Source organism: Thermocatellispora tengchongensis (genome assembly GCF_014202315.1).
GTDB classification, from domain to species: Bacteria; Actinomycetota; Actinomycetes; order Streptosporangiales; family Streptosporangiaceae; genus Thermocatellispora; species Thermocatellispora tengchongensis.
In genome coordinates, this window is the sequence record NZ_JACHGN010000002.1 from 242,689 (window position 1) to 266,836 (window position 24,148).

22 protein-coding genes are annotated in these 24,148 nt (G+C 73.4%); 8 read left to right on the plus strand and 14 right to left on the minus strand.

From position 1 onward, the window contains the following. Positions 1 to 39: 39 nt before the first annotated feature. Positions 40 to 1,368, minus strand: a complete 1,329-nt coding sequence (locus HNP84_RS04455) for a CHASE3 domain-containing protein (protein WP_221335856.1) — start codon at positions 1,366 to 1,368, stop codon at positions 40 to 42. Positions 1,369 to 1,797: 429 nt separating this feature from the next. Here HNP84_RS04455 and HNP84_RS04460 point away from each other — a divergent pair, with 429 nt between their 5' ends. Then, complete coding sequence (locus HNP84_RS04460; protein WP_185048056.1) at positions 1,798 to 2,706, plus strand: LysR family transcriptional regulator; 909 nt, start codon at positions 1,798 to 1,800, stop codon at positions 2,704 to 2,706. Here HNP84_RS04460 and HNP84_RS04465 read toward each other — a convergent pair. Both HNP84_RS04465 and HNP84_RS04470 read right to left on the minus strand, forming a co-directional pair. After that, the gene (locus HNP84_RS04465; RefSeq protein WP_185048057.1) at positions 2,685 to 3,728 is read right to left on the minus strand and encodes a DUF4331 family protein; all 1,044 of its coding nucleotides are present in this window, start codon (positions 3,726 to 3,728) and stop codon (positions 2,685 to 2,687) included. The two genes, HNP84_RS04460 and HNP84_RS04465, sit on opposite strands and share 22 nt — an antisense overlap. A gap of 391 nt (positions 3,729 to 4,119) precedes the next feature. Beyond that, a complete protein-coding gene (locus HNP84_RS04470; protein WP_185048058.1) occupies positions 4,120 to 4,620 on the minus strand; it encodes a Tautomerase enzyme in 501 nt (166 codons plus the stop codon). Between the two features lie 93 nt (positions 4,621 to 4,713). Here HNP84_RS04470 and HNP84_RS04475 point away from each other — a divergent pair, with 93 nt between their 5' ends. Beyond that, positions 4,714 to 5,205, plus strand: coding sequence for a winged helix-turn-helix transcriptional regulator (locus tag HNP84_RS04475; protein ID WP_185048059.1), 492 nt, complete (start codon positions 4,714 to 4,716; stop codon positions 5,203 to 5,205). A gap of 446 nt (positions 5,206 to 5,651) precedes the next feature. On the opposite strand, the gene HNP84_RS04480 is transcribed toward HNP84_RS04475, so the two are convergent. From HNP84_RS04480 to HNP84_RS04490, 3 genes are all read right to left on the minus strand, one after another. Beyond that, a complete protein-coding gene (locus HNP84_RS04480; RefSeq protein ID WP_185048060.1) occupies positions 5,652 to 7,292 on the minus strand; it encodes a hypothetical protein in 1,641 nt (546 codons plus the stop codon). A 184-nt stretch (positions 7,293 to 7,476) separates the two neighbouring features. Continuing rightward, positions 7,477 to 8,418, minus strand: a complete 942-nt coding sequence (locus HNP84_RS04485) for a carbohydrate kinase family protein (RefSeq protein ID WP_185048061.1) — start codon at positions 8,416 to 8,418, stop codon at positions 7,477 to 7,479. Positions 8,419 to 8,434: 16 nt separating this feature from the next. Beyond that, complete coding sequence (locus HNP84_RS04490; RefSeq protein WP_185048062.1) at positions 8,435 to 9,376, minus strand: pseudouridine-5'-phosphate glycosidase; 942 nt, start codon at positions 9,374 to 9,376, stop codon at positions 8,435 to 8,437. 107 nt (positions 9,377 to 9,483) lie between these two features. Here HNP84_RS04490 and HNP84_RS04495 point away from each other — a divergent pair, with 107 nt between their 5' ends. The 6 genes from HNP84_RS04495 to HNP84_RS04520 all read left to right on the plus strand — a co-directional run bounded on the left by HNP84_RS04495 (position 9,484) and on the right by HNP84_RS04520 (position 17,105). Further along, positions 9,484 to 11,010: a phytoene desaturase family protein gene (locus tag HNP84_RS04495; RefSeq protein WP_221335857.1), complete on the plus strand. Its 1,527-nt coding sequence runs from the start codon at positions 9,484 to 9,486 to the stop codon at positions 11,008 to 11,010. A 37-nt stretch (positions 11,011 to 11,047) separates the two neighbouring features. Beyond that, positions 11,048 to 11,758, plus strand: a complete 711-nt coding sequence (locus tag HNP84_RS04500) for a response regulator transcription factor (RefSeq protein ID WP_425586078.1) — start codon at positions 11,048 to 11,050, stop codon at positions 11,756 to 11,758. A gap of 13 nt (positions 11,759 to 11,771) precedes the next feature. Beyond that, the gene (locus tag HNP84_RS04505; protein ID WP_185048064.1) at positions 11,772 to 13,136 is read left to right on the plus strand and encodes a sensor histidine kinase; all 1,365 of its coding nucleotides are present in this window, start codon (positions 11,772 to 11,774) and stop codon (positions 13,134 to 13,136) included. Between the two features lie 71 nt (positions 13,137 to 13,207). Beyond that, positions 13,208 to 14,413 (plus strand): bifunctional glycosyltransferase family 2/GtrA family protein, encoded by a 1,206-nt coding sequence (locus HNP84_RS04510; protein ID WP_185048065.1) that lies wholly within the window; start codon positions 13,208 to 13,210, stop codon positions 14,411 to 14,413. Continuing rightward, positions 14,410 to 16,431 (plus strand): mannosyltransferase YkcB-related protein, encoded by a 2,022-nt coding sequence (locus HNP84_RS04515; RefSeq protein WP_246517803.1) that lies wholly within the window; start codon positions 14,410 to 14,412, stop codon positions 16,429 to 16,431. Before HNP84_RS04510 ends, HNP84_RS04515 begins: the two co-directional genes overlap by 4 nt. 32 nt (positions 16,432 to 16,463) lie before the next feature. Beyond that, positions 16,464 to 17,105: a TetR/AcrR family transcriptional regulator gene (locus HNP84_RS04520; RefSeq protein ID WP_185048066.1), complete on the plus strand. Its 642-nt coding sequence runs from the start codon at positions 16,464 to 16,466 to the stop codon at positions 17,103 to 17,105. Positions 17,106 to 17,112: 7 nt separating this feature from the next. Here the strand turns inward: HNP84_RS04520 and HNP84_RS04525 are convergent, their stop codons facing one another. From HNP84_RS04525 to HNP84_RS04560, 8 genes are all read right to left on the minus strand, one after another. Then, entirely contained in the window at positions 17,113 to 17,376 is a 264-nt protein-coding gene (locus HNP84_RS04525) for a hypothetical protein (protein ID WP_185048067.1), read from the minus strand. 74 nt (positions 17,377 to 17,450) lie between these two features. Continuing rightward, positions 17,451 to 18,311, minus strand: a complete 861-nt coding sequence (locus tag HNP84_RS04530; RefSeq protein ID WP_185048068.1) for a helix-turn-helix domain-containing protein — start codon at positions 18,309 to 18,311, stop codon at positions 17,451 to 17,453. 116 nt (positions 18,312 to 18,427) lie between these two features. Further along, positions 18,428 to 18,634 carry a hypothetical protein gene (locus HNP84_RS04535; RefSeq protein ID WP_185048069.1) on the minus strand — a complete coding sequence of 69 codons (207 nt, stop codon included), beginning with the start codon at positions 18,632 to 18,634 and terminating at the stop codon, positions 18,428 to 18,430. 113 nt (positions 18,635 to 18,747) lie between these two features. Further along, complete coding sequence (locus tag HNP84_RS04540) at positions 18,748 to 19,785, minus strand: phosphotransferase family protein (protein WP_185048070.1); 1,038 nt, start codon at positions 19,783 to 19,785, stop codon at positions 18,748 to 18,750. A gap of 42 nt (positions 19,786 to 19,827) precedes the next feature. Then, entirely contained in the window at positions 19,828 to 20,613 is a 786-nt protein-coding gene (locus tag HNP84_RS04545; RefSeq protein ID WP_185048071.1) for an enoyl-CoA hydratase-related protein, read from the minus strand. A gap of 110 nt (positions 20,614 to 20,723) precedes the next feature. Further along, entirely contained in the window at positions 20,724 to 21,365 is a 642-nt protein-coding gene (locus HNP84_RS04550; protein ID WP_185048072.1) for a hypothetical protein, read from the minus strand. Continuing rightward, a complete protein-coding gene (locus tag HNP84_RS04555) occupies positions 21,352 to 22,962 on the minus strand; it encodes a VWA domain-containing protein (protein WP_185048073.1) in 1,611 nt (536 codons plus the stop codon). Before HNP84_RS04555 ends, HNP84_RS04550 begins: the two co-directional genes overlap by 14 nt. Next, positions 22,959 to 24,128 carry a toxic anion resistance protein gene (locus HNP84_RS04560; RefSeq protein WP_312923725.1) on the minus strand — a complete coding sequence of 390 codons (1,170 nt, stop codon included), beginning with the start codon at positions 24,126 to 24,128 and terminating at the stop codon, positions 22,959 to 22,961. Before HNP84_RS04560 ends, HNP84_RS04555 begins: the two co-directional genes overlap by 4 nt. Positions 24,129 to 24,148: the final 20 nt, after the last annotated feature.

The following is a 24,148-nucleotide window of genomic DNA, read 5'->3' on the forward strand; positions in this document are numbered from 1 at the left end:
CAGGCCATGGGGCCAACCCCACGGTTGTCCCGGGCGGCCTCAGGCCGGTATCGGGATCCGCGCCAGGATCGTCGTCCCGCCGCCCGGGGGCGACTCGATGGTCAACGTGCCGTCGAAGGCGGCCACCCGGTCCGCCAGCCCGGTCAGGCCACTGCCGGCCGGGGCGGCGCCCACACCACCGACACCGTTGTCGACGACCCGGATCTGCAGGACCTCCCCGAGTTCCAGGGAGATGTCGATCCGGGACGCCTGGGCGTGTTTGACGGCGTTCGTCACGGCCTCCGCCACGACGAAATAGGCGTTCGATTCAACGGCAGCGGGAATCCTCCGGTCGAAGTCGCTCTCGACGACGGCGGGGACCAGACAGCGGGACGCCAGGTCCCGCACCGCCGCCACCAGCCCCTTCACCGTCAGCACGAGCGGGTAGATCCCCGACGCGAGCTCCCTCAGCTCGTCGATCGCCGTCTGCGCGTCGGCGATCGACTGGTCCAGCAGCTTGGTGGCGGACGGTTCCGTGTCGGGCACCAGTTCCCGCGCGAGCCGGAGCCCGATCATCAGGCTGACGAGTCGTTGCTGCGCCCCGTCGTGCAGGTCCCGAGCCGTGCGCCGGTGTACCGCCTCGACGCTTTCCATGATGCGCCTGCGGCTGCCCTGCAATGAGGCCGCCATGGTGTTGAAGGACGCGCCCAGCGCACCGATCTCCGCCACCTTGCTGGGGGCGATCCGCACTCCGAGGTCACCGCCGGCGAGCCGCGCCGCCGCAGCCGCCGCCCCACGGACGGGCCGCACCACGGCGCGGTGCTGGAGCACCGTGAAAGCAGCCACGAGCGCGGTCGATGCCGCCAGCCCCACACCTGCCGCGATCACCGCCCGCCGCCCGTTGGCCCCCGCGGTGTCCTCGCGCGCCGCGAGCTGGCCCCGTTCGTTCGCCGTGTACTGGTCGAACTGCGCTCGCAGGGCATCGACGCGCCGCTTCCCCTCGGCCGTCGCCGTCAGATCGGACGCGGCGGGATCACCTCGCCGCACCGCCTCCACCAGCGGAACCGAGTAGTCGTTCACCAGCGAGTCGACGCCCCGCGTGATCTGTTCGGCGATGCGCCGCTGTTCGGGAGAGGTGGCGGTCTCGGTGAACCTCCGCGCCTGCGCAGGCGACTCCTTCCGCGCCGCCTGCCACGGCTGGAGGAACTCCTCGCGCCTGGTGATCACGAAGCCTCGCTGCCCCGTCTCAAGGTCGAGGACCAGTTGTTCCAGGTTGCCGGCTTCGACGAGGGCCGTCCGGGAGGCGCGTCTCGCCGATGTGGAGCTGTTCGCGTCGGCGATCGCCCACAGCAGGACGGCGAACGCGACACCTATCAACAGGGCGAGCACGGTGCTCGCCGCGATCGTGAGGCTCGTGAGCCCCAGTCGCGGACCCCCGTGCCCTCGTCGCGCCCTCATGTTCCGCCCAGGGACGCGTGCTCACCCGCCGGCACGACCGTACGACTCCGCACCTGCCCCACCTCGTCCCCCACAGCGACCTGGGCGCTCCGGAGCCACCCGCTCCGCAGAAGGCGCAGGCGCCGGTGCCGCGTCCACCAGCCGGACCGCGAGCGAGTCCGCGGGCGCGGCCGGCGGCGGAGGCGTCCGAGGGAGACCGATCACAGGTGACGGCCGCCCGTTCACCGTGCAGGGGACCAAGCGCTCAATGGGAGTATGCGGCCGCGGTTATGGTCAGGTCCAATGCCTATGGTGGTGCTTCCGATAACCAGAGGGCATCGGCGCGGGAAGGGGCCGGGGAATGGGATGATTGCTGGCCCGATGGATCTCGATCTGCGCAAGCTGCGGTACTTCGTGGCCGTGGCCGAGCGGCTGCACTTCGGCCGGGCGGCCCTTGCTCTGCACGTCACCCAGCCCGCGCTGTCCCGCCAGATACGGCAGTTGGAGCGCGACCTCGGGGTGGTGCTCTTCAGCCGCACCAGCCGGGAGGTGACGCTCACCCCCGCCGGTGATCAGCTCCTCCAGGACGCCAGGGCGCTGCTGGCCGCCGGGCAGGCCGCCCAGGACCGGGCCCGCCGCGCCGGCGCCGGCGAGCACACGCTGACCGTCGGCTTCATGCTCGGCGCGGACATCACCGCCGTCGTGAACACGTTCTCCGCCCGCCATCCCGACGTGCCGATCGAACTGGTCCGCATCCGCTGGTGGAACATGGCGGGGCCGCTCCTGGACCGGACCGTCGACGTCGGCTTCGTACGGCTGCCCGTCGAAGCCGACGGACTGGATGTCCTGCCCCTGTACCCCGAGCGCCTCAGCGTCGTCCTGCCGGCCCGGCACCCCCTGGCCGGCGAGGCCGCGATCGCCGTCACCGCCCTCGCCGGCGAACCGATCCTGCGGTACGCCGACGCCGCGCCCGCCTGGGCCGCCGTCTGGAACGCCGAGTCGCCGCCCGGCGGCACCCGGTCGCGAGGACCCGCGTTCCGCGACATGGAGGAACTCCTCGGCTACGTCAGAGCGGGGCGCGGTGTCGTCCTCGTGCCCGAGCCGGTGGCGGCCCTCTTCCCGCGCCCCGACATCGCCTATGTCCCCGTGACCGGCCTACCGCCGGGCCGGCTGGCCCTGGCCTGGGACGGCGCACGGCGGTCCGAGCTCGTCACCGCCTTCGTCGAGGCCGCCCGGACCACCCTGCGGCCCGCGGGCCTGCGGGCGGGTCAGGAGGCGGACGGCACGTAGGGGAAGACGGAGGACGGCCTGGCCGTCACCGACTCCTTCCCGATCCCGAGGGCGACGGGCGTGTTGGCGGCGAAGGAGAACATGACGTCGGGAGCGTTGTCGGTCAGCGATCGCCCGTTCCACTCGGCGAAGCCATAGGCGGCCGGTGTGCCGACGGTGTACGGCAGGATATTGGGCAGGATCCTGCCGACGACGGTCCGGGCGTAGGCCTCCGGGTCCTCGGCGGTGCCGTAGGCCCGCACCACGCCCGCCACCATGTCGGTGAGCGGTTTGCCGTGGATCTGGAGGTCGTCGGCCGGGACGTTCTCGTTGAGGCGGTCGCCGAGGTCCTCGTTGAACTGGGTGAACAGAGGGTGGATCATCGGCAGCCCGGCCCGGTTGATCGGACGCCACCCGCCGGCGTCGGTGGCCAGCCAGGTCAGGCCCCACACGCCGATCCGGTGGTCCTCGCCCGCGACCGGTAGCAGTTCTTCGTCGGGGACCTCCAGGACGATCGAATAGACCGTGTGCCCGGCGAACAGGTTCTTCGCCTCTGCCGGGTTCCAGGAGGACAGATCGACCACGGTTCCGTCCTGGAACGCGTGGCCGACGGCGTGCAGCACGTCCGGCTCGATCCAGAACGGGTCACCCGCCTTGCCGGCCCACACCCGGCCACCTCCCGGGAGTCCGACGGCCTCGCCGGTGCGGCCCCGGGCGATCACCGCGCCGGCCGCGAAGGCGTCCCGTGCCTCCGGCCCGGCCAGACGGCGCAGCTCGTAGCCCTGGACCCCGTCAGCTCCGTCAGCTCCGGCGTCGGAGAAGGTGAAGCGGTACGTGACGTCCTCGACGGCGTCACCGTCGCCGTCGATTTTGAACTCGTACCGGCCCTCGGGGTGCAGACCGCGCGGGATGTCCTCGCCGGCCAGCGAGTGACTGTGGTTCGTCACGAACACCGTCCCGCGCTCTCCGCGGAAGACGTACAGGTCCGTGATGTCCAGGCGCGGGTCCTGGCGGGCGATGGGCGAATCGAGGTGGTGGGACATGGCGCTCTCGCATCTTCTCTCGCTGAGTCGAAGGTCGCGGCTGCCGGAGTGACAACGCGTTGCGATGCCGTGCCGGGCTTATGCCTGCCTCGCTTTCCTGACTTCAGTCTGCTGAGAACGCGCGACGAAGGCTGTCGAGACGCCTCCAGAGTCACCGGCCGCCGGCCCCATGCCGGACAGTCGGGTCAACCCCACAACGGACCTTTCGCACCGTCCGCCCGGAGTGCGGCGTGCGTGACCCTCTCCCTTGGGCAGGGCGGGCATCGGCTTCGGTCCGCCCCGTTGTCTTATCGAAGTGTGTCTTATCAAAGTGCTCGACAGTGCGCTCGTCCCGCCTGCCTCAGGTGAGCAGGATTTCAGGGGGCGCGCTGGCGGGAACCGGTGGGGAGGGTCAGTCAGAGGCGCCGGTGCGTTCGGCGCGGCTGGCGGCGATGCGCTGTGCCGCGAGCGCGCGGGCCTGCTCGGCGTCGTCGCCGGTGAGGCGGGTGAGGATGGCGGCGAGGGGCATGATGCGGCCCCGGCCGCCCCAGTGCCCGTCGGGGATCTCGGTGGGGAACACCCAGACGCGGCCGGCGTCGCGCGGCCACGCGCCGTTCTCCGCGTCGAGGACGGCCTCGGTCACCTCGGAGACGACAGCGGCCCTGCCCTGTGCGTCGAGCTGTCCTTCCGGCACGGAGGCCACGACCTTGTAACGGGGCGCATCAGCGGGCGCGCCCGCGACGTAGACGGCCTCGGGGCGGTGCAGGAACACCCAGGAGGCGGCACGGGTCGCCGGGTCGGCCGGGTCGAAGCCCTCGTGGTTGATCAGGATGCCGGTGATGCGGTCGATCATCTTCGCCTCGGCGTCGGGGGCGAGCGCTCCCTTGGGGATGTACACGTCGAGCATGGGCACGCCGGCCTCCTGGGTTTATTTTCTCAACTCAGCTTGGGCAACACTATCTCCTCTGAGTGGAGAAAGTAAACCCAGCCTGGCTAGACTGGCCTGGTGGACGCCGAACCCCAGATCAGCTCGGTCAACTGCTCGGTCTCCCGCGCCCTGGCCGTCGTCGGGGAACGCTGGACGCTGCTGATCGTGCGTGAGGCGTTCGCCGGAGTGCGGCGGTTCGGCGACTTCCGCGCCCGCCTCGGCATCGCCAGCAACCTGCTCGCCACCCGATTGGACACACTGGTGGAGACCGAGGTCATGCGCCGGGTGCCCTACCGGGAGCCCGGAGGCCGGCAGCGGTTCGAGTACGAACTCACGCCGCGTGGCGCCGACCTGCGGCCCGTCCTCGTCGCGCTCCTGCAGTGGGGGGACAAGTACCTCGCCGACCCCGAAGGGCCCTCGGTCATCGTCCGGCACCGGGCCGGGCCAGGCGAGACCCCTTGTGAGGCACCCGTGCGCGTCGTCCTGGAATGCGCCGCCGGACACTCGGCCCTGCCCCCCGACTCCCTGAGACGCGCCCCGGGCCCCGGCGCGCGCCTCATCGAGCCCTGACCCGGCCGTCCCGCTCCGATCCAACCTCTTCCACCGCGGGGTGAGTCCGCGGAATCATCGCCGGGGTGGATCGCGGGTACTGATCTCGGGGTCTCCCAGGACGGGGTGGTCGCTGCCGCTCGGGAACGATGTCGTCGGCAAGAGGGGACGTGACGAGCAGGCGAACGTGGCCGGTGTCCAGGAGGCCGGTCCTCGGTGAGGCGCTCGCCCGTGATGCGTTCGGCGAGGACAGGGCGGCGGCCTGGCGGGACAGGGATCGTCGTCCTCGGCCAGGGCCATGATCGACATCGCGTCCGGTACAGGGAGGTCGGTTGACGCCTATGCGTGTGCGTGCGGAGCGGTGGGTTGCTGGACCAGGCGCGTGGTGGGTAACCCGCGTAGGCGGGGGCTTGCCTGACCGGGGTGGGCGCGCGGAGCGCGCCCGGGGGCCAAGCGGGGCGACGGCGTTACGAGGGGAGCTGGGCGTCCAGGCGGTAGCCGTCTACGGTGACGTAGACCTGGTCGCCGGGGCGGGCGTTCAGGCGCATCAGGACCGGCTGGAGGCTGTCGAAGACGGGCTGGCGGTCGCGCCAGACCAAGACCACGGCGTTGTCGCCGGGGCCGGTGACCGACAGCAGGGTGCCGGGGCGCATGCCGAGCTGGGCGGCGTAGCCCTCGGGCACGGCGACCGGGGCGCCGCTCAGGTGCTCGCTGGTGACCTCGATGCGCTGCCAGCGCCGCGGGTCGGAGCCCGGGTTGGACGGGTGCGAGGACGGCGGCGGCGGGGGCGCGGAGGGCGCGCCGGCGCGCTGGCCGGGCATGAACTGCGGGCGGCCCGCGCCGTTGCCCGACAGGGCCGAGAGGGTCGCCAGCGCCGCGCTCGGGTCGATCGCGCCGCCGTTCACCTGCGGCACCGGCGTGCCGCCGCGGTGGTGGCCGTTCGCGCCCGGGGTGCGGCGCGGGAGCTGGGCCGGGTATGACCCGGACGCCGGCGCTCCGCCGGGCTGCCGCTGCGGCGGCTGGCCGGGCGTGACCGGGCCGAGCGCGTCGAGCCACGCCTTGGCGGAGTGGGAGCGGATGCCGAGCTGGCCGAGCAGGTCCACCACGTCGGCGTCGGCGGGCTTGGAGGCGATGAGCTGGCGGGTGCGCTCGCGCAGCGCGTGCAGGTCGCCGACCACGAGCCAGCCGTCCTGGAGCCTGCGGTCGGGCATCAGCGTGACCAGCACCCGCCACAGCGGCGTGCGCAGGATCGGCACGATCACGGGGTGGGCCGGGTCGGCCCCGATGAGCTGCTCCTCGGTGGCGGCGGCGCCCAGCCACTCGGTCAGCCGGAACAGGTGGCCGGTCAGCGGCGAGGACGCGGGGGAGCGCAGCCACAGCAGCACCCGCTCCTCGGCGCTGCGCTGGGCCAGCGACAGCACCTCGCGGTCCACGTCGAGCCGGTGGGCCAGGGTGCGCAGGCTGATCGGGTCGGTGGCGAACAGCCGCTCGATCGCCACGGCCTGCTCCAGCGGCTGCCACTCGCGGAACATGCCGTCGACCAGGCCGACCAGCGGGTGCTCCGACAGGTCGGGGGCGGGCGGAGGCGTCGCGGGGGCGGGCCGGGGCGCGTGCGCGCCGGTCGCGGCGGGTTGGGCCGCCTGCGGGTGCTGGGCCGCGGGCGCGGCGGGGACGCCCGGCTGCGGCCTGGTGGGCAGCGGCGGGGCGGCCGGGGCGGGCGCGGCCGGCACCGGGGAGGCGGGGGCCGCGGCCGAGGCGGGCACCGGGGAGGCGGGGGCCGGGGCGGCCGTCGCGGACGCGGTGGCGGAGCGGTGGGCGGGGATGCGGGCCAGCACCTCGCGGAACAGCGCGCCGATCGCGGCCTCGGACGAGGCGGAGGTGAAGTCGGCGGGGGTGAGCCGGCGGGCGCGGGCCCAGCCGCCGAGCCCGCCGATCGCCGCGCGCACCTGGTCGGAATGGCCGGGCAGCGCCGGGTCGGGGGCGTGCACCTGCAGCGCGGGCACGATCTCGGTGAACGGCAGGTGGTCCCAGCGCGAGACCGACAGTCGGGACAGCCGGTCGCAGAGCCAGTCCATCCCCATCACGGCCATGGCCCGTGGCAGTGTCACAGAGCCCCACCAACCGGCGGGCAGTCGCGGGTCGGCCAGAACTTCGGCGACCTGCTTGGGCCGGCTCCAGCGAAGGGCCGGAACCAGATCGCTCAGGCAGATCGATGACTCGGCGTCCATCGGCAGACCGCAACCTCCCCAGAGTGACGCGTGTGGCTAATGGTGCAGCCTACGCCGCAAGCTATCAATTGGTGTCAATAGGGTAAAGCTGGTTCGCTGGGAAAACGGGCGAATGTTGCAGGAGGGGCCTTCCTCCTACATTTGTTGTCGCCTGGGCGCCTGCCCGGCACCCTGCGGCCACCGCCGCGACATCTTCGGCCCCCGCCAGGGAGGCCGTGAGGTAGCCGGCCGCGAACGCGTCGCCTGCGCCCGTCGAATCGATCACCTCCACCGTCACAGCGGGCACTCCAGCCACCATATTCCCATCGCGCGCCAGTAGGGCGCCGAGTCCGCCGAGCTTCACCACGGCGGTCCCGTAGCGGGCGCTCAGCACCTCGGCCGCCCGCTCGGGGTCGTCCGCCCCGGACAGCAGCCGCGCCTCGTCCAGGTTGGGCACGATCAGGCTCGCCGGCGCCGTCTCGGCCAGGAACCGGTCCACGCCCAGCCGCGACAGCGGGCCGGTGGACGCCGGATCGACGCTGATCCTCACCCCGTGCCGGTCCGCCTCGGCTATGGCGAGGCGGGCCAGTTCCCGGCCCCGCTCCTCGAACAGCACGTACGCGCTGATGTGCAGGAGGTCCACCTCACGCGTCAGGCCCGCCACCCAGTCCCGCGGCTCCAGCATCCGGGACGCGCCGCGGTTGGTCAGCATGGACCGCTCCCCGCGGTCGTCCACCATCGCGATGACCACGGCGGTGGGGGTGGCCGGGTCCACGCGCAGGTGCGGCCGCACCCCGGCCCGCAGCAGCTCGGCCCGGTGCCACTCGGCGGTGTCGTAGCCCACGCGGGCCAGCAGGTGCGCCTCGGCCCCAAGGTGCGCGGCCCAGGCCGCGGTGTTCGCGCCCGAGCCGCCGGGACGTACGGCGATGTCGGCCTCGGTGTCGGTGCCCGCGGCGATCCCCGCCGCTGTGGCGTGCCTGGCCACGACGTCGGTCACCACGTCGCCGATGACGAGCAGCCCGCCCATCAGCGCGCCCCTCCGCTCAGGCGGCGGCCGACCAGGCGGCGGCGATCCGCCCGGCCAGCCGCGCGTTGCCGCGCACGGCCGCGAGGTTGGCCTCCAGCGACGCGCCGCCGGTGCCGCGGACCAGGAAGTCCAGCAGGAACGGGGTGATCGCCTGCCCGGTGACGCCCTCGCGCTCGGCGGCGGCCAGCGCCTCGGCGAGCACCCGGTCGTGCAGCTCCGGGTCGAGCTGGCGGTCCACCGGCACCGGGTTGGCCACGATCAGCGCGCTCTCCGCCCCGCCGAGCCGGTCCTGCGCCCGCATGATGGCCGCGGCCTCCTCGGGCGTCTCGATCCGCCAGTCGACCGGCGCGCCCGAGGTGTGCAGGTAGAAGCCGGGGAACTCGCCGGTGCGGAACCCGGTCACGGTGATGCCGCGGGTCTCCAGGCGCTGGAGGGTCGCGGGCACGTCCAGGATGGACTTCACGCCCGCGCACACCACCGTGATCCGGGTACGGCTGAGCGTGTCCAGGTCGGCCGACTCGTCCTGGTCCTGGGTCCAGCCCCGGTGCACCCCGCCCAGCCCGCCGGTGGCGAACACCCTGATCCCGGCGCGCGCGGCCAGGAACGAGGTGGCCGAGACGGTGGTCGCCCCGCTGGCGCCCAGCGCCGCCGCCACCGGCAGATCACGCTGCCCGAGCTTGCGCAGCCCGCCCTCCGTGGCGATCCGCTTCAGCCCCGCCGGGTCCAGCCCGACCCGGGCGACCCCGTCGAGCACCGCGATCGTGGCCGGCACCGCGCCCGCCTCGCGCACGATGTCCTCCAGTTCGATCGCGACCTCCAGGTTGCGCGGCTGGGGCAGCCCGTGCGAGATGATCGTGGACTCCAGCGCCACGACCGGGGCCCCGGCGGCCAGGGCCTCGGCGACCTCTTGCGACGGGCGGATCAGCGGATGCGCGGCGGGAGCGGAGGGTGTAGGCATGTGGTGGTCATTCCCCCTGTGCGGACGGCTACTGGAACCGGGATAAACAGTACGGTCTGCCGCAGAGTGCCGGGCCACGCGCCATCGCGGCGTGTAGAGTGCGCCGCATGGTGATGGAGTCGCGCTACGACGTCGTCATCGTCGGCGGGGGGCACAACGGGCTGGTCGCCGCCGCCTACCTGGCGCGGGCGGGGCGGCGGGTGCTGGTGCTGGAGCGGCTGGACCACGTCGGCGGGCTCGCGGTGTCGGCACGGGCGTTCCCGGGCGTCGAGGCGCGGCTGTCCCGCTACTCCTACCTGGTCAGCCTGCTGCCGCGGAAGATCGTCCAGGATCTGGGGCTGCCGGTCGAGCTGCGGCGGCGGCGCTTCGCCTCCTACACCCCGGCCGGCGAGACCGGGCTGCTGGTGGACAACGACGACGAGGCCCGCACCGCCGCGTCGTTCCGGGCCGTGACCGGCGGCGACGCCGAGCACGACGCCTGGCGCCGCTTCTACGCGATGACCGCGCTCGTCGCCCGGCGGGTGGCGCCCACGCTGCTCGAACCCCTGCCCACCCGCGAGAGCCTGCGCGCCGCCGTCGGCGACGACGAGGCGTGGCGCGACCTGTTCGAGCGGCCCATCGGCGAGGTCGTCGCCGAGCGCTTCGCCGACGACACCGTGCGCGGGGTGGTGCTCACCGACGCGCTGATCGGCACCTTCGCCGACCCCGGCGACCCGGGCCTGCTCGCCAACCGGTGCTTCCTCTACCACGTGATCGGCGACGGCACCGGCGAGTGGAACGTGCCGGTCGGCGGCATGGGCGCGGTCTCCGGCGCCCTCGCCGAGGCGGCCCGGCGGGCGGGGGCCGAGATCCGCACCGGGGCCGACGTGGTGGCGGTCGATCCCGCCGGCGAGGTGACCTTCCGCGACGCGGCGGGCGAGCACGCCGTGACCGGCGAGCGGGTGCTGGCCAACGTGCCGCCCGCGGTGCTGGCCCGCCTGATCGGCGACGAGACCGCCGAGATCCCCGAGGGCGCCCAGCTCAAGGTCAACATGGTGCTCGCCCGGCTGCCCCGGCTGCGCGACCCGGGCGTCGCGCCGGAGGAGGCGTTCAGCGGCACGTTCCACGTCAACGAGGGCCGCGACGGGCTCGCGGCGGCGTACGCGCAGGCGGCCGGGGGCCGGGTGCCCGAGCTGCCGCCCGCCGAGGTCTACTGCCACTCGCTCACCGACCCCTCGATCCTGGGGCCCGAGCTGCGCGAGTCCGGCGCGCACACCATGACCCTGTTCGGGCTGCACATGCCCGCCCGGCTGTTCCGCGCCGACCCCGAGGGCGCCCGCGCCGCCGCGCTGCGGGCCACGCTCGCCTCGCTCGACTCGGTCCTGGCCGAGCCGATCGAGGACTGCCTGCTGCGGGCCCCCGACGGCGAGCCGTGCCTTGAGGTCAAGACGCCGGTCGATCTGGAGGCCGAGGCGATGCTGCCCGGCGGCCACATCTTCCACCGCGACCTGTCCTGGCCCTACGCCGGCGAGGGCGGCTGGGGCGTGGAGACCGCCTACGAGCGGATCCTGCTGTGCGGGGCGGGCGCGCGGCGCGGCGGGGGAGTCAGCGGCATCCCGGGGCACAACGCCGCCATGGCGGTGCTGGGCCGCTGAGCCCGTTCATAGGGTTCTCATGAACCGCCTATAGCGTGTGTGCGTGAGCGCACGTGTACTTGTGGTGGACGACGAGCCCGCGCTGCGGGAGGCGCTGCGGGCCGGCCTGGAGTTCGAGGGCTACACGGTCGGCGTCGCCGAGGACGGCCACGAGGCCCTCGACGCGCTGGGACGCGAGGCGTACGAGCTGGTGCTGCTCGATGTGATGATGCCCCGCCTGGACGGCCTGACCGCGTGCCGGCGGCTGCGCGCCTCCGGCAACCACGTGCCGGTGCTGATGCTCACCGCCCGCGAGGCCGTCGGCGACCGCGTGTCGGGCCTCGACGCGGGCGCCGACGACTACCTCGTCAAGCCGTTCGAGCTGGACGAGCTGCTGGCCAGGGTGCGGGCGCTGCTGCGGCGCGGCGCGCTGTCGGCCGGCCCCGCCAACGGGGGCGAGCAGGACCCCGTGCTCGCCTTCGGCGACCTGCGCATGGACACCGCCGGCCGCGAGGTGACCCGCGCGGGCCGGCGGCTCGACCTCACCCGCACCGAGTACCTGCTGCTGGAGCTGTTCCTGCTGCACCCCCGCCAGGTGCTCACCCGCGAGCAGATCCTCAGCGAGGTGTGGGGCTTCGACTTCGAGCCGTCCTCCAACTCCCTGGACGTCTACGTGATGTACCTGCGGCGCAAGACCGAGGCCGGCGGGCTGCCCCGCCTGATCCACACCGTGCGCGGCGTGGGCTACGTGCTCCGGCTCGCACAGTGAACCGGCTTCCAGGGTGAACAGGCGCTCGCTGCGGTCCCGGCTCACGCTGCTCGTCACGGTCGCCGTGGCGGTGGCCATCGCGGTGTGCGCGGGGGCCTGCTGGCTGATCGTGGCCGACAACCTCAACCGGCAGGTGAACCGGTCCCTGCTGGCCGAGGGGCCCAAGCCACCCCGCCGTGACGACCTGGCGATCTGCAGCGCCACCGGCGACAATCCGCCCCCGGGTGAGGGGCTGCGCCCCTTCCTGCCGCCGATCCAGCTCGTCTACGCCGACGGACGCCGCTGCGTGCTGGGCCGCGACGCCGTGGTGCTGACCCCGGCCGACATGGCCATCGCCGCCGGCGGCGGGCGCACCGTCCGCGACGGCGTGACCGACGAGGGCGAGGCCGTACGGGTGAAGGTGGAGCAGGTCGCGCCCGGCGTGGCGGTGATGCAGTCGCGCAGCCTGGAGGAGATGTACGCCACGCTCACCACGCTGGCCTGGATCCTGCTCGGGGTCAGCGCCGTGGGCGTGGTGGGCGCCGCCTCGGCGGGCCTGCTGATCTCCCGTACGGCGCTGCGCCCGGTCGGCCGGCTCACCGAGGCTGTGGAGCACATCGCGCAGACCGAGGACCTCGCCACCCGCATCCCGGTCAGCGGCACCGACGAGATCGCCCGGCTGAGCACGTCGTTCAACGCGATGACGGCCGCCCTGGCGGGCTCGCGCGACCGGCAGCGGCGGCTGATCGCCGACGCCGGGCACGAGCTGCGCACCCCGCTCACCAGCCTGCGCACCAACATCGAGCTGCTGCTGCGCAGCGAGGACACCGGCAGGGCGTTGCGGCCGGAGGCCAAGCGGCGGCTCCTGGCCGACGTCAAGGCGCAGTTCGAGGAGCTGTCGGCGCTGGTGGGCGACCTGTTGCAGCTCTCCCGGCCGGAGGAGGACCACGAGCCGGGCGAGGAGATCGCCTTCCACGAAGTCGTACGCGCCGCGGTGGCGCGCGCCCGCCTGCGCGCGCCCGGCGTCACCGTGGAGGAGGACCTGGCCGCCTGGTACGCCACCGCCCACGCCGCCTCCCTGGAGCGCGCGGTGGTGAACCTGCTGGACAACGCGGTGAAGTTCAGCCCCCGCGGCGGCACCGTGGAGGTCAGGCTGCGCGCGGGCAGGCTCACCGTGCGCGACCACGGCCCCGGCGTGCCCCCCGAGGACCTGCCCTACGTCTTCGACCGGTTCTGGCGCTCCCCGGCCGCGCGCAGCCTGCCCGGTTCGGGGCTCGGCCTGGCGATCGTGGCCCAGGCGGTGCGCGACGCCGGCGGCGAGGTCGGGGTGGACAACGCCCCGGGCGGGGGCGCGTGCGCCTGGATCACGCTGCCCGGCTCGCCGGCGCCCTCTTCGTGAACAGCGGGTTTCTCATCCGGCGTTAACGATCGGCTCAGCCCGGTTCAAGATCGGTTTCCGACCGTGAGTCCATGAGCCAGTTGACCGGAGCGCCGCCGCGTACGCGGCTGGTGGAGATCGTCGTCCCCGTCCACAACGAGCAGCGCGTGCTCGACGCCAGCGTGCGCCGGCTGCACCAGTACCTGACCCGCACGTTCCCCTACGGCTTCCGGATCACGATCGCGGACAACGCGAGCACCGACCGCACCTGGGAGATCGCGACCGCGCTGGCGCGCGAGCTGCCGGGGGTGCGGGCGGCGCACCTGGACGAGAAGGGCCGGGGCCGGGCCCTGCGCCGGGTGTGGTCCGGCAGCGACGCCGACGTGGTCAGCTACATGGACGTGGACCTGTCCACCGACCTGGACGCGTTCCTGCCCCTGGTGGCGCCGCTGCTCAGCGGGCACAGCGACCTGGCGATCGGCACCCGCCTGGCCCTCGACTCCAACGTGGTGCGCGGGCCGAAGCGGGAGCTGATCTCCCGCGCGTACAACCTGCTGCTGCGCGGCGCGCTGGGCGCGCGTTTCTCCGACGCGCAGTGCGGCTTCAAGGCCGTGCGCACCGAGGTCGCGCAGGCGCTGCTGCCCGCGGTGCAGGACGAGGAGTGGTTCTTCGACACCGAGCTGCTGCTGCTCGCCGAGCGGCACGGTCTGCGCATCCACGAGGTGCCGGTCGACTGGGTGGACGATCCCGACAGCCGGGTGGACATTCTCAAGACGGCCCTGGACGACCTGCGCGGCATGTGGCGGGTGGCCAAGTCGGGCGCCGTGCGGGTCGCGGTGCCCGCGCGCAGGCAGACGACGCCCCGGGAGCGGCTGCCCAGGGGCATGGCCCGCCAGCTCCCGGTCTTCGCCGTCATCGGGGTGATCAGCACGCTGGCGTACCTGCTGCTGTTCCTGCTGCTGCGCGCGGTCGCGCCCGCCTTCGCGGCCAACGCCGTGGCCCTGCTCGTCACCGCGGTCGCCAACACCGCCGCCAACCGGCGCTTCACCTTCGGGGTGACCGGCCGGGCCAACGCCATGCGGCACCAGCTCGAAGGCGGGCTGGCCTTCCTGGTCGGGCTCGGCCTGAGCACCGGCGGGCTGGCCGTGCTGCACCTGATCGCGCCCGAGCCGTCCACGGCCGCCGAACTGGCCGCGGTGGTGGTCGCGAACGGCCTGGCCACCCTGGTGCGCTTCCTGCTGCTGCGGACGTGGGTGTTCCACCCGCGCCGTACCGCCGGGACGGGGACGAGCCGATGACCGGCACCGTGATGGGCAGGCCGGGTGCTCCGGCCGCCGGCGGTGCGCTCCAGGCCCGGCACCGCGGGCCGCGGCCCGCCCGATGGCCCCGGGTCGCCTTCTGGGCGGTGCTCGCGCTCGCCGCGCTGCTCTACACCTGGGCGCTCGGCCAGAACGGCACCGCCAACGGCTACTACGCCGCCGCGATCCTGTCCGGGACCGAGAGCTGGAAGGCGTTCTTCTTCGGCGCGATCGACGCCGGCGCGTTCATCACCGTGGACAAGCCGCCGTTCGCGCTGTGGGTGATGGGCCTGTCGGCGCGGGTGTTCGGCTTCTCGTCCTGGAGCATGCTGCTGCCCCAGGCGGCGGCCGGGGTGGCGGCGGTCGCGGTGGTCCACTCGGCCGTACGGCGCTCGCTGCCGGGCACGCCGGGCCGGGCCGCGGCGCTGGTGGCCGCGCTGGTCATGACGCTCACCCCGATCACCGTGGCGATCAACCGGGACAACAACCCCGACACGATCCTGGTGCTGCTGCTGGTGTGCGCCGCCTGGCTGTGCCTGGAGGCGATGCGGAACGGCCGCACCCGTACCCTGGTGCTCTCGGCGGTCATGGTCGGGTTCGCCTTCAACACCAAGATGCTCCAGGCGTACCTGGTGGTGCCGGCGTTCGCGGCGGCCTACCTGGTGGCCGCGCCCGGCACCGTGCCGCGCCGGCTGGGCCGGCTGCTGGCCGCCGGCGTGGCGCTGGTGGTCTCCAGCGGGTGGTGGATGGTCGTGGTGGACCGCTGGCCCGCCGCCGACCGGCCCTACATCGGAGGCAGCACCGACAACACCGTGTGGGACCTGGTGATCGGCTACAACGGCCTGGGCCGGGTCTTCGGCGGCTCCGGCGACCGCGGCGGGGGCGGCGGCTTCGGCGGCGGTGGCGGGTTCGGCGGCGAGCCGGGGGCCGGGCGGCTGTTCAACGACGTCATGGCCGGGCAGATCTCCTGGCTGCTGCCGCTGGCCGCCATCGCGCTGGTCGCGGGGCTGGTGCTGCTGGGCAGGCGGCCCAGGACGGACGCGGTGCGGGCCGCGCTGCTGGTGTGGGGCGGCTGGCTGGCCGTGCACTACGTGATCTTCAGCTTCTCCAGCGGCACCTTCCACCCGTACTACTCCACCGCGATGGCCCCGGCCGTCGCCGCGCTGACCGGCATCGGCGGCGTGCTGATGTGGCGGGCCCACCGGGAGGGCCGGGTGTGGGGCTGGGCGCTGCCGCTGGGCGTCGCGGTGACCGGGGCCTGGGCCTTCACCGTGCTGCGCCGCACGCCCGCCTTCGTGCCCTGGCTGGCCTGGGCGGTCGCGGGAGTCTGCGCGCTCGCGGTGCTCGGGCTGGTCGCGGCCCGGATCGGGCGCCGGGGGCGCACCCGGCCGGCCGCGGTGGCGCTGGGCGCCGCGCTGCTCGGCGGCCTGGCGGGACCGGCCGCGTACGCGGTGACGCCGCTGGGCTCGCCGGTCAACGGCACGAACCCGACGGCCGGCCCCGAGGGCTCGGGCGGCTTCGGCCCCGGCGGCATGCGCGGTGGGATGCGCGACGGCGTGCCGCCCGGCCTGCCCCAGGGCACGCGGGCCCAGCAGGAGCCGCCCCAGGGCACGCGGCGCATGGGCGGTCCCGGCGGGAACGTGAGCGAGGAGATGATCTCCTACCTGAAGGCGAACCGGGGGGACGCGACCTGGCTGGTCGCCGTCTCCAGCGCGCAGAGCGCGTCGTCGATCATCCTGGCCACCGGCGAGCCCGTCATCGCCATGGGCGGCTTCACCGGCTCCGATCCGGCCATGACGGCGGACAAGCTCGCGGCGTACGTGGCGTCCGGGCGGCTCAGGTACGTCATCCCCGGCGGCGGCTTCGGGGGGCCCGGCGGCGGGCGGGGCGACTCCGAGGTGACGCGGTGGGTCCAGGCCAACTGCACCGCCGTGCCCGTCTCCGAGTACGGCGGCGGCTCCGATGCCGGCGCCGGCACCGCGGACTCCGGGGCGTCGCTCTACCGCTGCGAGCCGTGATCTCCGCACCGCACGGGCGGTAAGGTTTGGTGGTGCGCAGTGCGGGGGCTTCACGCAGGACCAGCCGGGCCGACCAGGCCGATCAGCGGCGGGCCGAGCTGCTCGACGCGACCCGCAGGGTCGTGCTGGAGCGCGGGCTCGCCGCCACCCGGGTGGCCGACATCGCCAAAGAGGTCAACGTCAGCGGCGGCCTGATCCACTACCACTTCGCCACCAAGGACGAGCTGATCACCGCGATGCTGCGGGCGACGCTGGAGGAGGAGAGCGCCCGGCTGGCCGAGCTGACCCGGGGGCCGGGCGGCGCGGTGGAGCGGCTGGACCGGGTGCTGCGGTTCTACATCCCCGAGTCGCGCACCGACCAGAGCTGGATCCTGTGGATCGACGCCTGGACCGTCGCGGTGCGCGAGCCCGCCGTACGCGAGATCGTGCGCGAGCTGGAGGAGGCGTGGGTCGGCGCGGTGCGCCGGGTGATCGAGCTGGGCGTGAGCACCGGCGAGTTCCGCTGCCCCGACCCCCACGGCGCCGCCGAGCGCATCGACGCCATGCTCGACGGGCTGATCATCCGCTACTCGCTGCACTCGGCGCCGCTGACCCGCGAGCGGCTCCTGGACCACGCGCGCACCGCCGCCGCCCGCGAGACCGGCGTGCCGAGGTCGGCGTTCCCCGGCGGCTGAGCAGGAGCTAGGCGGGCAGCGCGGCCAGCAGGTACGCCAGGCGGGCCGCGGCGTCCTCGATGTTGTCGGCCGTGCCCAGGCGATAGCCCCAGGAGGTGATGAAGTTGCCCTCGGGGCAGCAGGTCACGGTCTCGAACAGAGTGTTGCTGAACCGGTTGCGCACGCACACGTAGGCGGGGTCGCTGCTCAGGGCGACGGTCTGCACCGCCAGGTCCGCGTGCTGACGAGCCGCCCCGGCGAAGCGCTCAAGGCAGGACAACGTGTCCAGCATCGTGCGTCACCTCCGCAACTTTCCTCGCGATAGAATTGCACGATCTTGGCGGCGGCGGCAAGCAATTGCGAAGGTTAATCCGACGATTGTTCTGCCTGGCGGGAAAAATCGTCGAGCACGCGCACGATCAGAGCGCGCGCCTCGTCCTGGAAGACCGCCGCCTCGCCGAACTCCTCGAAGGTGCGGGCGTAGAAGGCGATGTCGTCCGGGTCGCGCAGCAGCAGGTCCTTGGTCCGCGTGGGCACCCCCACCAGTGAGTCGTCGTAGATCCAGAAGCCGTTCATCGGCGCGGAGGGCAGCGGCGCCTCGAACGGGACGACGCCGAACTCCACGTTCGGCAGCGTGCTGACCGCGAGCAGCCGGTCGAGCTGGCCGCGCATGACGGGCAGCGGGGCGAGCCGGTAGCGCAGCACCGCCTCGGGCAGCAGGAAGCGGAAGCGGCGGCTCTGGTCGTAGAGGATCTCCTGGCGCTGCATCCGCACCCGGATGGCCGCGTCGATCTCGTCGGGGGCGCTGTAGAGCCGCTTGACCTTGATGAAGATGTTGCGGGCGTACTCGGCGGTCTGCAGCAGCCCCACGATGATCCCCGGCTCGAAGACCCGGAACAGCGTGGTGCGGGCCTCCAGGTCGCGGATGTCCTCCTGCAGCGCGGCCAGGCCGCTGCGGTGCCGCTGCCGCCAGGAGTCCTGCCGCTCCACCAGCGCGATGGCCTGCCGGATCAGCTCGTCGATCGTGCTCGGCGCGGCCTTGACGGCCTGCCCCCACACCACGACGTCGTCCTCGGTGGCGGTCTGGCGGGCGTTCTCCAGCCGCGAGACCTTCGACGCCTGCCAGCCGAGCCGTTCGGCCAGCTCCTTGCCGGACAGGTGCGCGGCCTCCCGCAACTGCCGTAGCTGCGCGCCCAGATCGATACGCGCCTGCTGAAAGCTGCTCACGCCCAACCTCCCACGCCGGCCGCGGGCCGCGGTGCGCATGACAGTAGACCCGGCGAGCCGATCATGCCAGGCTCCGCGCCCGAATCGTGATCAATACCCGGACGGGCGTGAACTTTTCAGTCCAGGACGCGGCGGGCGATCTCCACCAGCAGCTCCTTCGGCACCTCCACGGCCGACTCCCCGTCGAGCACGTGCCGCAGGTCGCCCAGCGCCTCGGCGTCGGTCAGCGTGAGGCCCTGGACGACGATGGTGCCCCGGTCGGTCTCGTACAGGCTGGGGCACGCGCCCGCCTCCGACGTGGAGCCGAGAAACCGCAAACGCATTGGCACCGTCCTTCCCCGAGCGGCTCGCATCGCATGACAATTGCGCGCAATCTTAGCCACGTTGCCGTTGCGCCGACGTTTCACCAGAAAACGGGCGTAAGGCTAAGAAGTGATCATTCCATGAAGGTCTGCGCCCGCGCGAACAGGGCCAGCGTCGTGGCGTGCAGGGCGTCGCCGATGTCCTTGGGCGCCTTGCCCGCGCACGCCCTGGCGTGGGTGCCCTCCAGCACGATGCCCAGCTTGAAGCAGGCCATGGTCGCGTACCAGTTGATCGCCGACAGGTCGCGGCCGGACAGCGCGGCGTAGTGCGCCACCAGTTCCCGGCCCTCCGGCAGGCCGGTGATCGTGGTGCCGATGCCCCAGTCGCCCTCGCCCCCCGGCCAGGTGGCCAGCAGCCAGCCCAGGTCGAGCAGCGGGTCGCCGATCGTGCACATCTCCCAGTCCACGATCGCGGCCACGCGGGGCCCGTCGTAGGCGAACATCAGGTTCGACAGGTGGTAGTCGCCGTGCATGATCCCCGGCGTGAACGCGGCGGGCCGGTTGTCCTCCAGCCACGCCGCCGTACGCTCCAGGCCCGGGATGTCGGGCCCGGGGTAGCCGTCCAGGGCCGAGTAGCCCTCCAGCTCGCCCATCCACCGCGGCACCTGCCGCTCCAGGAAGCCCTCCGGGCGGCCGAACCCGGCCAGCCCCACGGCCTCGTGGTCCACCCGGCCCAGCTCGGCCAGCGCGGCGGCGGCCTCCAGGCCCATGCGGTGGCGGATCGCCGGATCGCTCGCGTGCGGCTCGGGCAGGCCGGTGGAGGCGTTGAACCCGTCCACCGGCTCCATCAGGTAGAACACCGCGCCGCCGAGCACGCTCTCGTCGGTGCAGGCGGCGACCAGCCTCGGCGCGGCCACCGGCGTGCCGCCGAGCGCGGCCAGCACCCGTGCCTCGCGCCGCAGCACCTCGTTGCTCTTGGCGCGCAGGTGCAGGGGCGGACGCCGCAGCACGTACGGCACGCCGCCCCGGCTGAAGCGGACCATGACGTTCTGCGTGCCGCCCGCCACCGGCGAGACGTCCTCGAAGGGCCCGCCGGGCAGCCCCTGGGCGTCCATCCACGCACCGAGTGCGTCGAAGTCGATGACGTTGACGTCGATGTGCGTGGTCGTCATTCAGGCCCCTACCGAATCATGTTCTGGACGTTAGCCCGCAACCTACGATCGGTCCCGGGGCGGCGTCAACGCGGCGGCCCAGCGGGGCGGGCGCTTGTCCAGCAGCGCGCGGATGCCCTCCTGCCCCTCCTCGGAGGTGAACCGCTCGGCCGACAGCTCGGCCATCCGCCGCATCCCCTCCGCCATCGGCAGCGCGGGCACCTCCCGCAGCAGCCTCTTGGTGATCGCCAGCGCCTCGGGGCCGCCGAGGAGCAGCATCTCCGCGTAGCGCGCCACGGTGACGTCCACGTCCTCGTCCGGCACCGCCCGGGTCACCAGGCCGATCTCGGCCGCCCGTGCCGCCGAGAAGGTCTCGCCGGTCATGAAGTACTCCGCCGCCGCCCGCGGCTCCACCCGGCGCAGCACGGTCACCGCGATCATCGCGGGCGCCACCCCCAGGCGTACCTCACTGAACGCGAACGTCGCCGACTCCGGCGCGATGGCGAAGTCGCACGCCGCCACCAGGCCGAGGCCGCCCGCCCGCGCGGTGCCGTTCAGCCGGCAGATCACCGGCTTGGGGCTCTCCCAGATCAGCGTCATGATCTCCGGGAAGGCCGCGGTCACCGGGGCGCCCGTCGCCCGTTGCTCCTTCAGGTCGGCCCCCGAGCAGAACACCGGCCCCGCCCCCGTGAGCACGATCACCCGCACACCGGGATCGTCCAGCGCGCGCCGCAGCGCCGCGTCCAGCTCGCCGAGCAGCGCCACCGACAGCGCGTTGCGGTTGCGCGGCGAGTCCAGCGTGATCGTCGCCACGCCGCCGGCCGCTTCCTCGTGTACCAGGTTCCCCACAGGCGTTCTCCCTCCGGGCCGCAGACGCGCTCATCCTGCCACGGCGGCCCGGGGGCGGCTCTCACAGGTCCGGCGAGTCCAGGTCCGGCGAGTCCCAGGTCCAGCGAGTCTCACAGGTCCAGGGAGGAGCGGCCGAAGCGGTCGCGCAGGAACCGGCCCTGGTCGCGCAGCGCCTGCTCATCGCCGCGGTGCACGGCCTCCTCCACCTCGCGGATCTTGCCGTCGAGCAGGTCGAGCTGCGCCAGCAACTCCTCGTGCGCGCTGCGCCGGGCCGCCTCGCGCCGGGTGAGCGCGTACGTCCTGGGCAGGTTGGCGTACGCCTCCAGGCTCGCCGGCAGGTAGTCGCGGATCGTCTGCGAGACGATGTGCAGGTGGTCGGGGGAGGAGGTCAGGACCTCGGCCCGCGCCAGCACGCCCCGCAGCACCTCGCCCAGCGCCTCCAGCCGCTCCAGCACGTCCGCCGGGAAACGGTGCACCCGCGCCGCCCGTGCCAGCAGCGCGTCCAGGTCGGCCGCGAGGCGGCGGGCCTCCGCCTCGGTCTCCGCGCTCACCGAGACGGTCAGGCGGACCCGCTCGGGCGGCGCGAGCAGCGCGCCCACGCCGTACAGGCCGGCGACCACGACCGGCCACAGCGACCCGGCCAGCCCGAGGAAGTGCGCGCCCAGGCCGAGCAGCGCCAGCGCGCACCCCGCGATGTTCTTCGTCGAGCCCAGGTACGCCACCACCCGCCGCACCGGGTCACTGGTAGCCACGGATCTCCTTGAAGGCCGCCGCCAGCGAACCGCTGCGCGCGTCGAACGTGGTCCCGCCGGTCAGCCGGGCCAGCTCGGTCATCTCCGCCACGTCGCTCTCGCCGAACAGCACCACGAACGTGCGCACCCGCCGCTGCGCCTCGGGCAGCGCCCGGTAGAACCGCTCGAACTCCTCGTAGTCCGATCCGTCGGTGTTCTCGCCGTCGGTCATCAGCACGATGGAGGTGTAACGGCCCGGATCGGCGGCGAGCTGCCGCCCCGCCTCCTCGTACGCCACCCGCAGCGCGTCGTAGATCGCGGTGCCGCCCGAGACGTCCAGCCCCTCCGCGTACCCCTTGATCTCCGCAAGCACCGGCTCCGGCCGCGACCCCGGCAGTGTGAAGCCCTGCGGCGAGCCCGGCCGCGTGCTGAACGGGATCATAGTGACCTTCTCCCGGTTGCGGAAGCGGGAAAACGTGCCGGAGGCGGAGGTGTCGGCGCCGGTGAGCGTGACCAGCGCGCCGCGCAGCGCCTCGATCCGGTCGCCCGCCATCGAGCCCGAGGTGTCCAGCACGAACAGCGCCTGGGCCGGCACGCGCACCTGGTTGAGGTAGGCGTCGATCAGGCCGTCGGCGGTGTCGCGCCGGTTGGGGAAGGGCAGCTCGACCAGCGACGCCGTGCCGAACCTGGAGTCGGGACGCACGGCCGGCACGATCGGCCGCCGGTCGGTCCTGGTCATGATCTCCTTCTGCACCGCCGGCGAGCGCAGCCAGTTCACCGCCTTGGTGTACAGCTCCTTCTTCTCCGGGGACGCCGAGGCGAGCGCGGTCAGCGGGTAGTCGGCGGTGACCACGCCGTCGGAGGGGTAGATCAGGGTCAGCGGCCGGGGCAGCTTCCGGTTCAGCCCGAGCAGCACCGACTCGTAGTTCACCAGGCCGTCCACGCCGCCCTGCGCGGCGTACACGTCGGCCAGCCAGCCCGAGGACCCCGAGGTGAGCCGCTGCGCGGAGAAGAACTCCTTCAGCCGGGGCGTGACCGCGCCGATCGCCGCGGCGTCCAGGGCCTCGCCCGCGTCCGACAGCGCCGCCGCCACCCCGACCAGGGCCGAGAAGCCGGAGTTGGAGGAGGCCGGGTTGGTCATGCCGAAGGTGAACCTGCCCTCGCCCGCCGCCTTCGCGATGTCCGCCCAGGTCACCTGCTTGTTCGTCCACCCCAGCTCCTCGGCCTTGGCCTGGTCGAGGCCGAGCAGCACCGGCGAGGCCATGATCTTGGTCTGGGTGGAGAGCCGGGCGTTCGCGCCCTCGATCAGCGACAGGTAGCGGTTGGAGGAGAACCAGATCGCGTCGTAGCCGGCGTCCGCGCCGCCGCTCGCCACCATCTCGGCGCCGTCGAGGGTGCCGGCGTAGCGCAGCGAGAAGGTCACCCCCGCCTGGTCCGCGGCCGTGGCGAGCAGCGGCTCCAGGTCCTTCAGCTCGCTGCCGGCCAGCACCCGCAGCACGCCGGGCCCGTCGGGCGGCCCCTCGGCCGCCTCCGGCTCGTCCGCCGCGCAGCCCGCCAGCGTCAGCGCCGCGGCGAGCGCGAGCGCCGCGGCCGTCCTGACCGCGGCCCGCCGCCTCATCGGGCCCCCTCCCCGGCGGCCGGGTCGGCCCGCTCCAGGTACGCCCTGGCGTGCTCCAGTTCCACGGTGAGGCTGTCCACGGTGGCCGCCATGCTCTCCACGGCCTTGACCTTGAAGGTGTCGATCATGTCCATGGTGGCGTAGACGTTGTCGAACGCCTTGCGCAGCGTGTCCATGTCGATCGTGGTCGAGGCGGCCCGGGTGTGGACCTCGGCGGCCTGCGTGCGCAGCATCTCGCTGGTCGCCAGGATCAGGTCCGAGGTGGTGGCGTTCAGCGCGCTGATCTGGTCGAGCACCAGCTTCTGGTTCGCCAGCGCCTGCGCCACCGTCACGGCCGTGCGCAGCGCCGCCACCGTGGTCGTGGTCGCCCGGTCCACGCCCTTGACGAGCTCCTGGTTGTTGCGGCGCACCAGGTCCAGCGCCAGGTACCCCTGAGCCGAGACCGCGAGCTGGGTGAGCAGGTCCTGGTGCTTCTGCCGCACCCCGAACAGCGCGTCCGAGCGCAGCGCCGTGGCCTTCTCCGGCTCGGTGGCCTCGATCGCGAGGATGCGCGTCTCCAGCTCCGCGTCGATGGCCGCGGCGAGCACGGCGTACTCCTGGAGGCGCTGCATCGTCTCCCACAGGTGCGCCTTCTCGCCCTCGATGGCGGCGTTGTCCTTCAGCAGCTCGTCCTGGCCGGACTTCAGCGCCCGGATGATGTCGTCGATGTGCTTTTGCGCTGAGTGGAACTTGGCGAAGTAGTCGCGCAGCCGGTCACCGAACGGGATCAGGCCGAGCAGCTTGCGGGGGCCGCTCGCCGCCTGCTTGGGGTCCAGGTCCACGACCGTGCGCCGCAGCTCCACCAGCCGGTCGGCCACCTGCGACTGCGCGTCGGCCCCCTCGCCGCGCGCCGCCTTCAGCGCCGCGACCGGGCGCTTGAGCATCCGGTTGGCCACCTGGGAGGCGGCCCGGATCTCGGTGTCGCCCATCGCGGTGATGTCGCGCACCTTGCGCCCGAACTCCGGCGAGCGCGGGTCCAGGGCCGCCAGCACGTCGGCGAAGTCCCTGGCCTTGGCCGTCAGTTCGCCGGCCCGCTCCTCCGGCACGGGCAGCATCGTCGCCGCCTTCTCCACCGGGACCGCCGCCACGGGCGCGGGCGGGGTGAGCACGAGATCGCTGTCTGACACTGTTCTCCTAAGTGCGATTC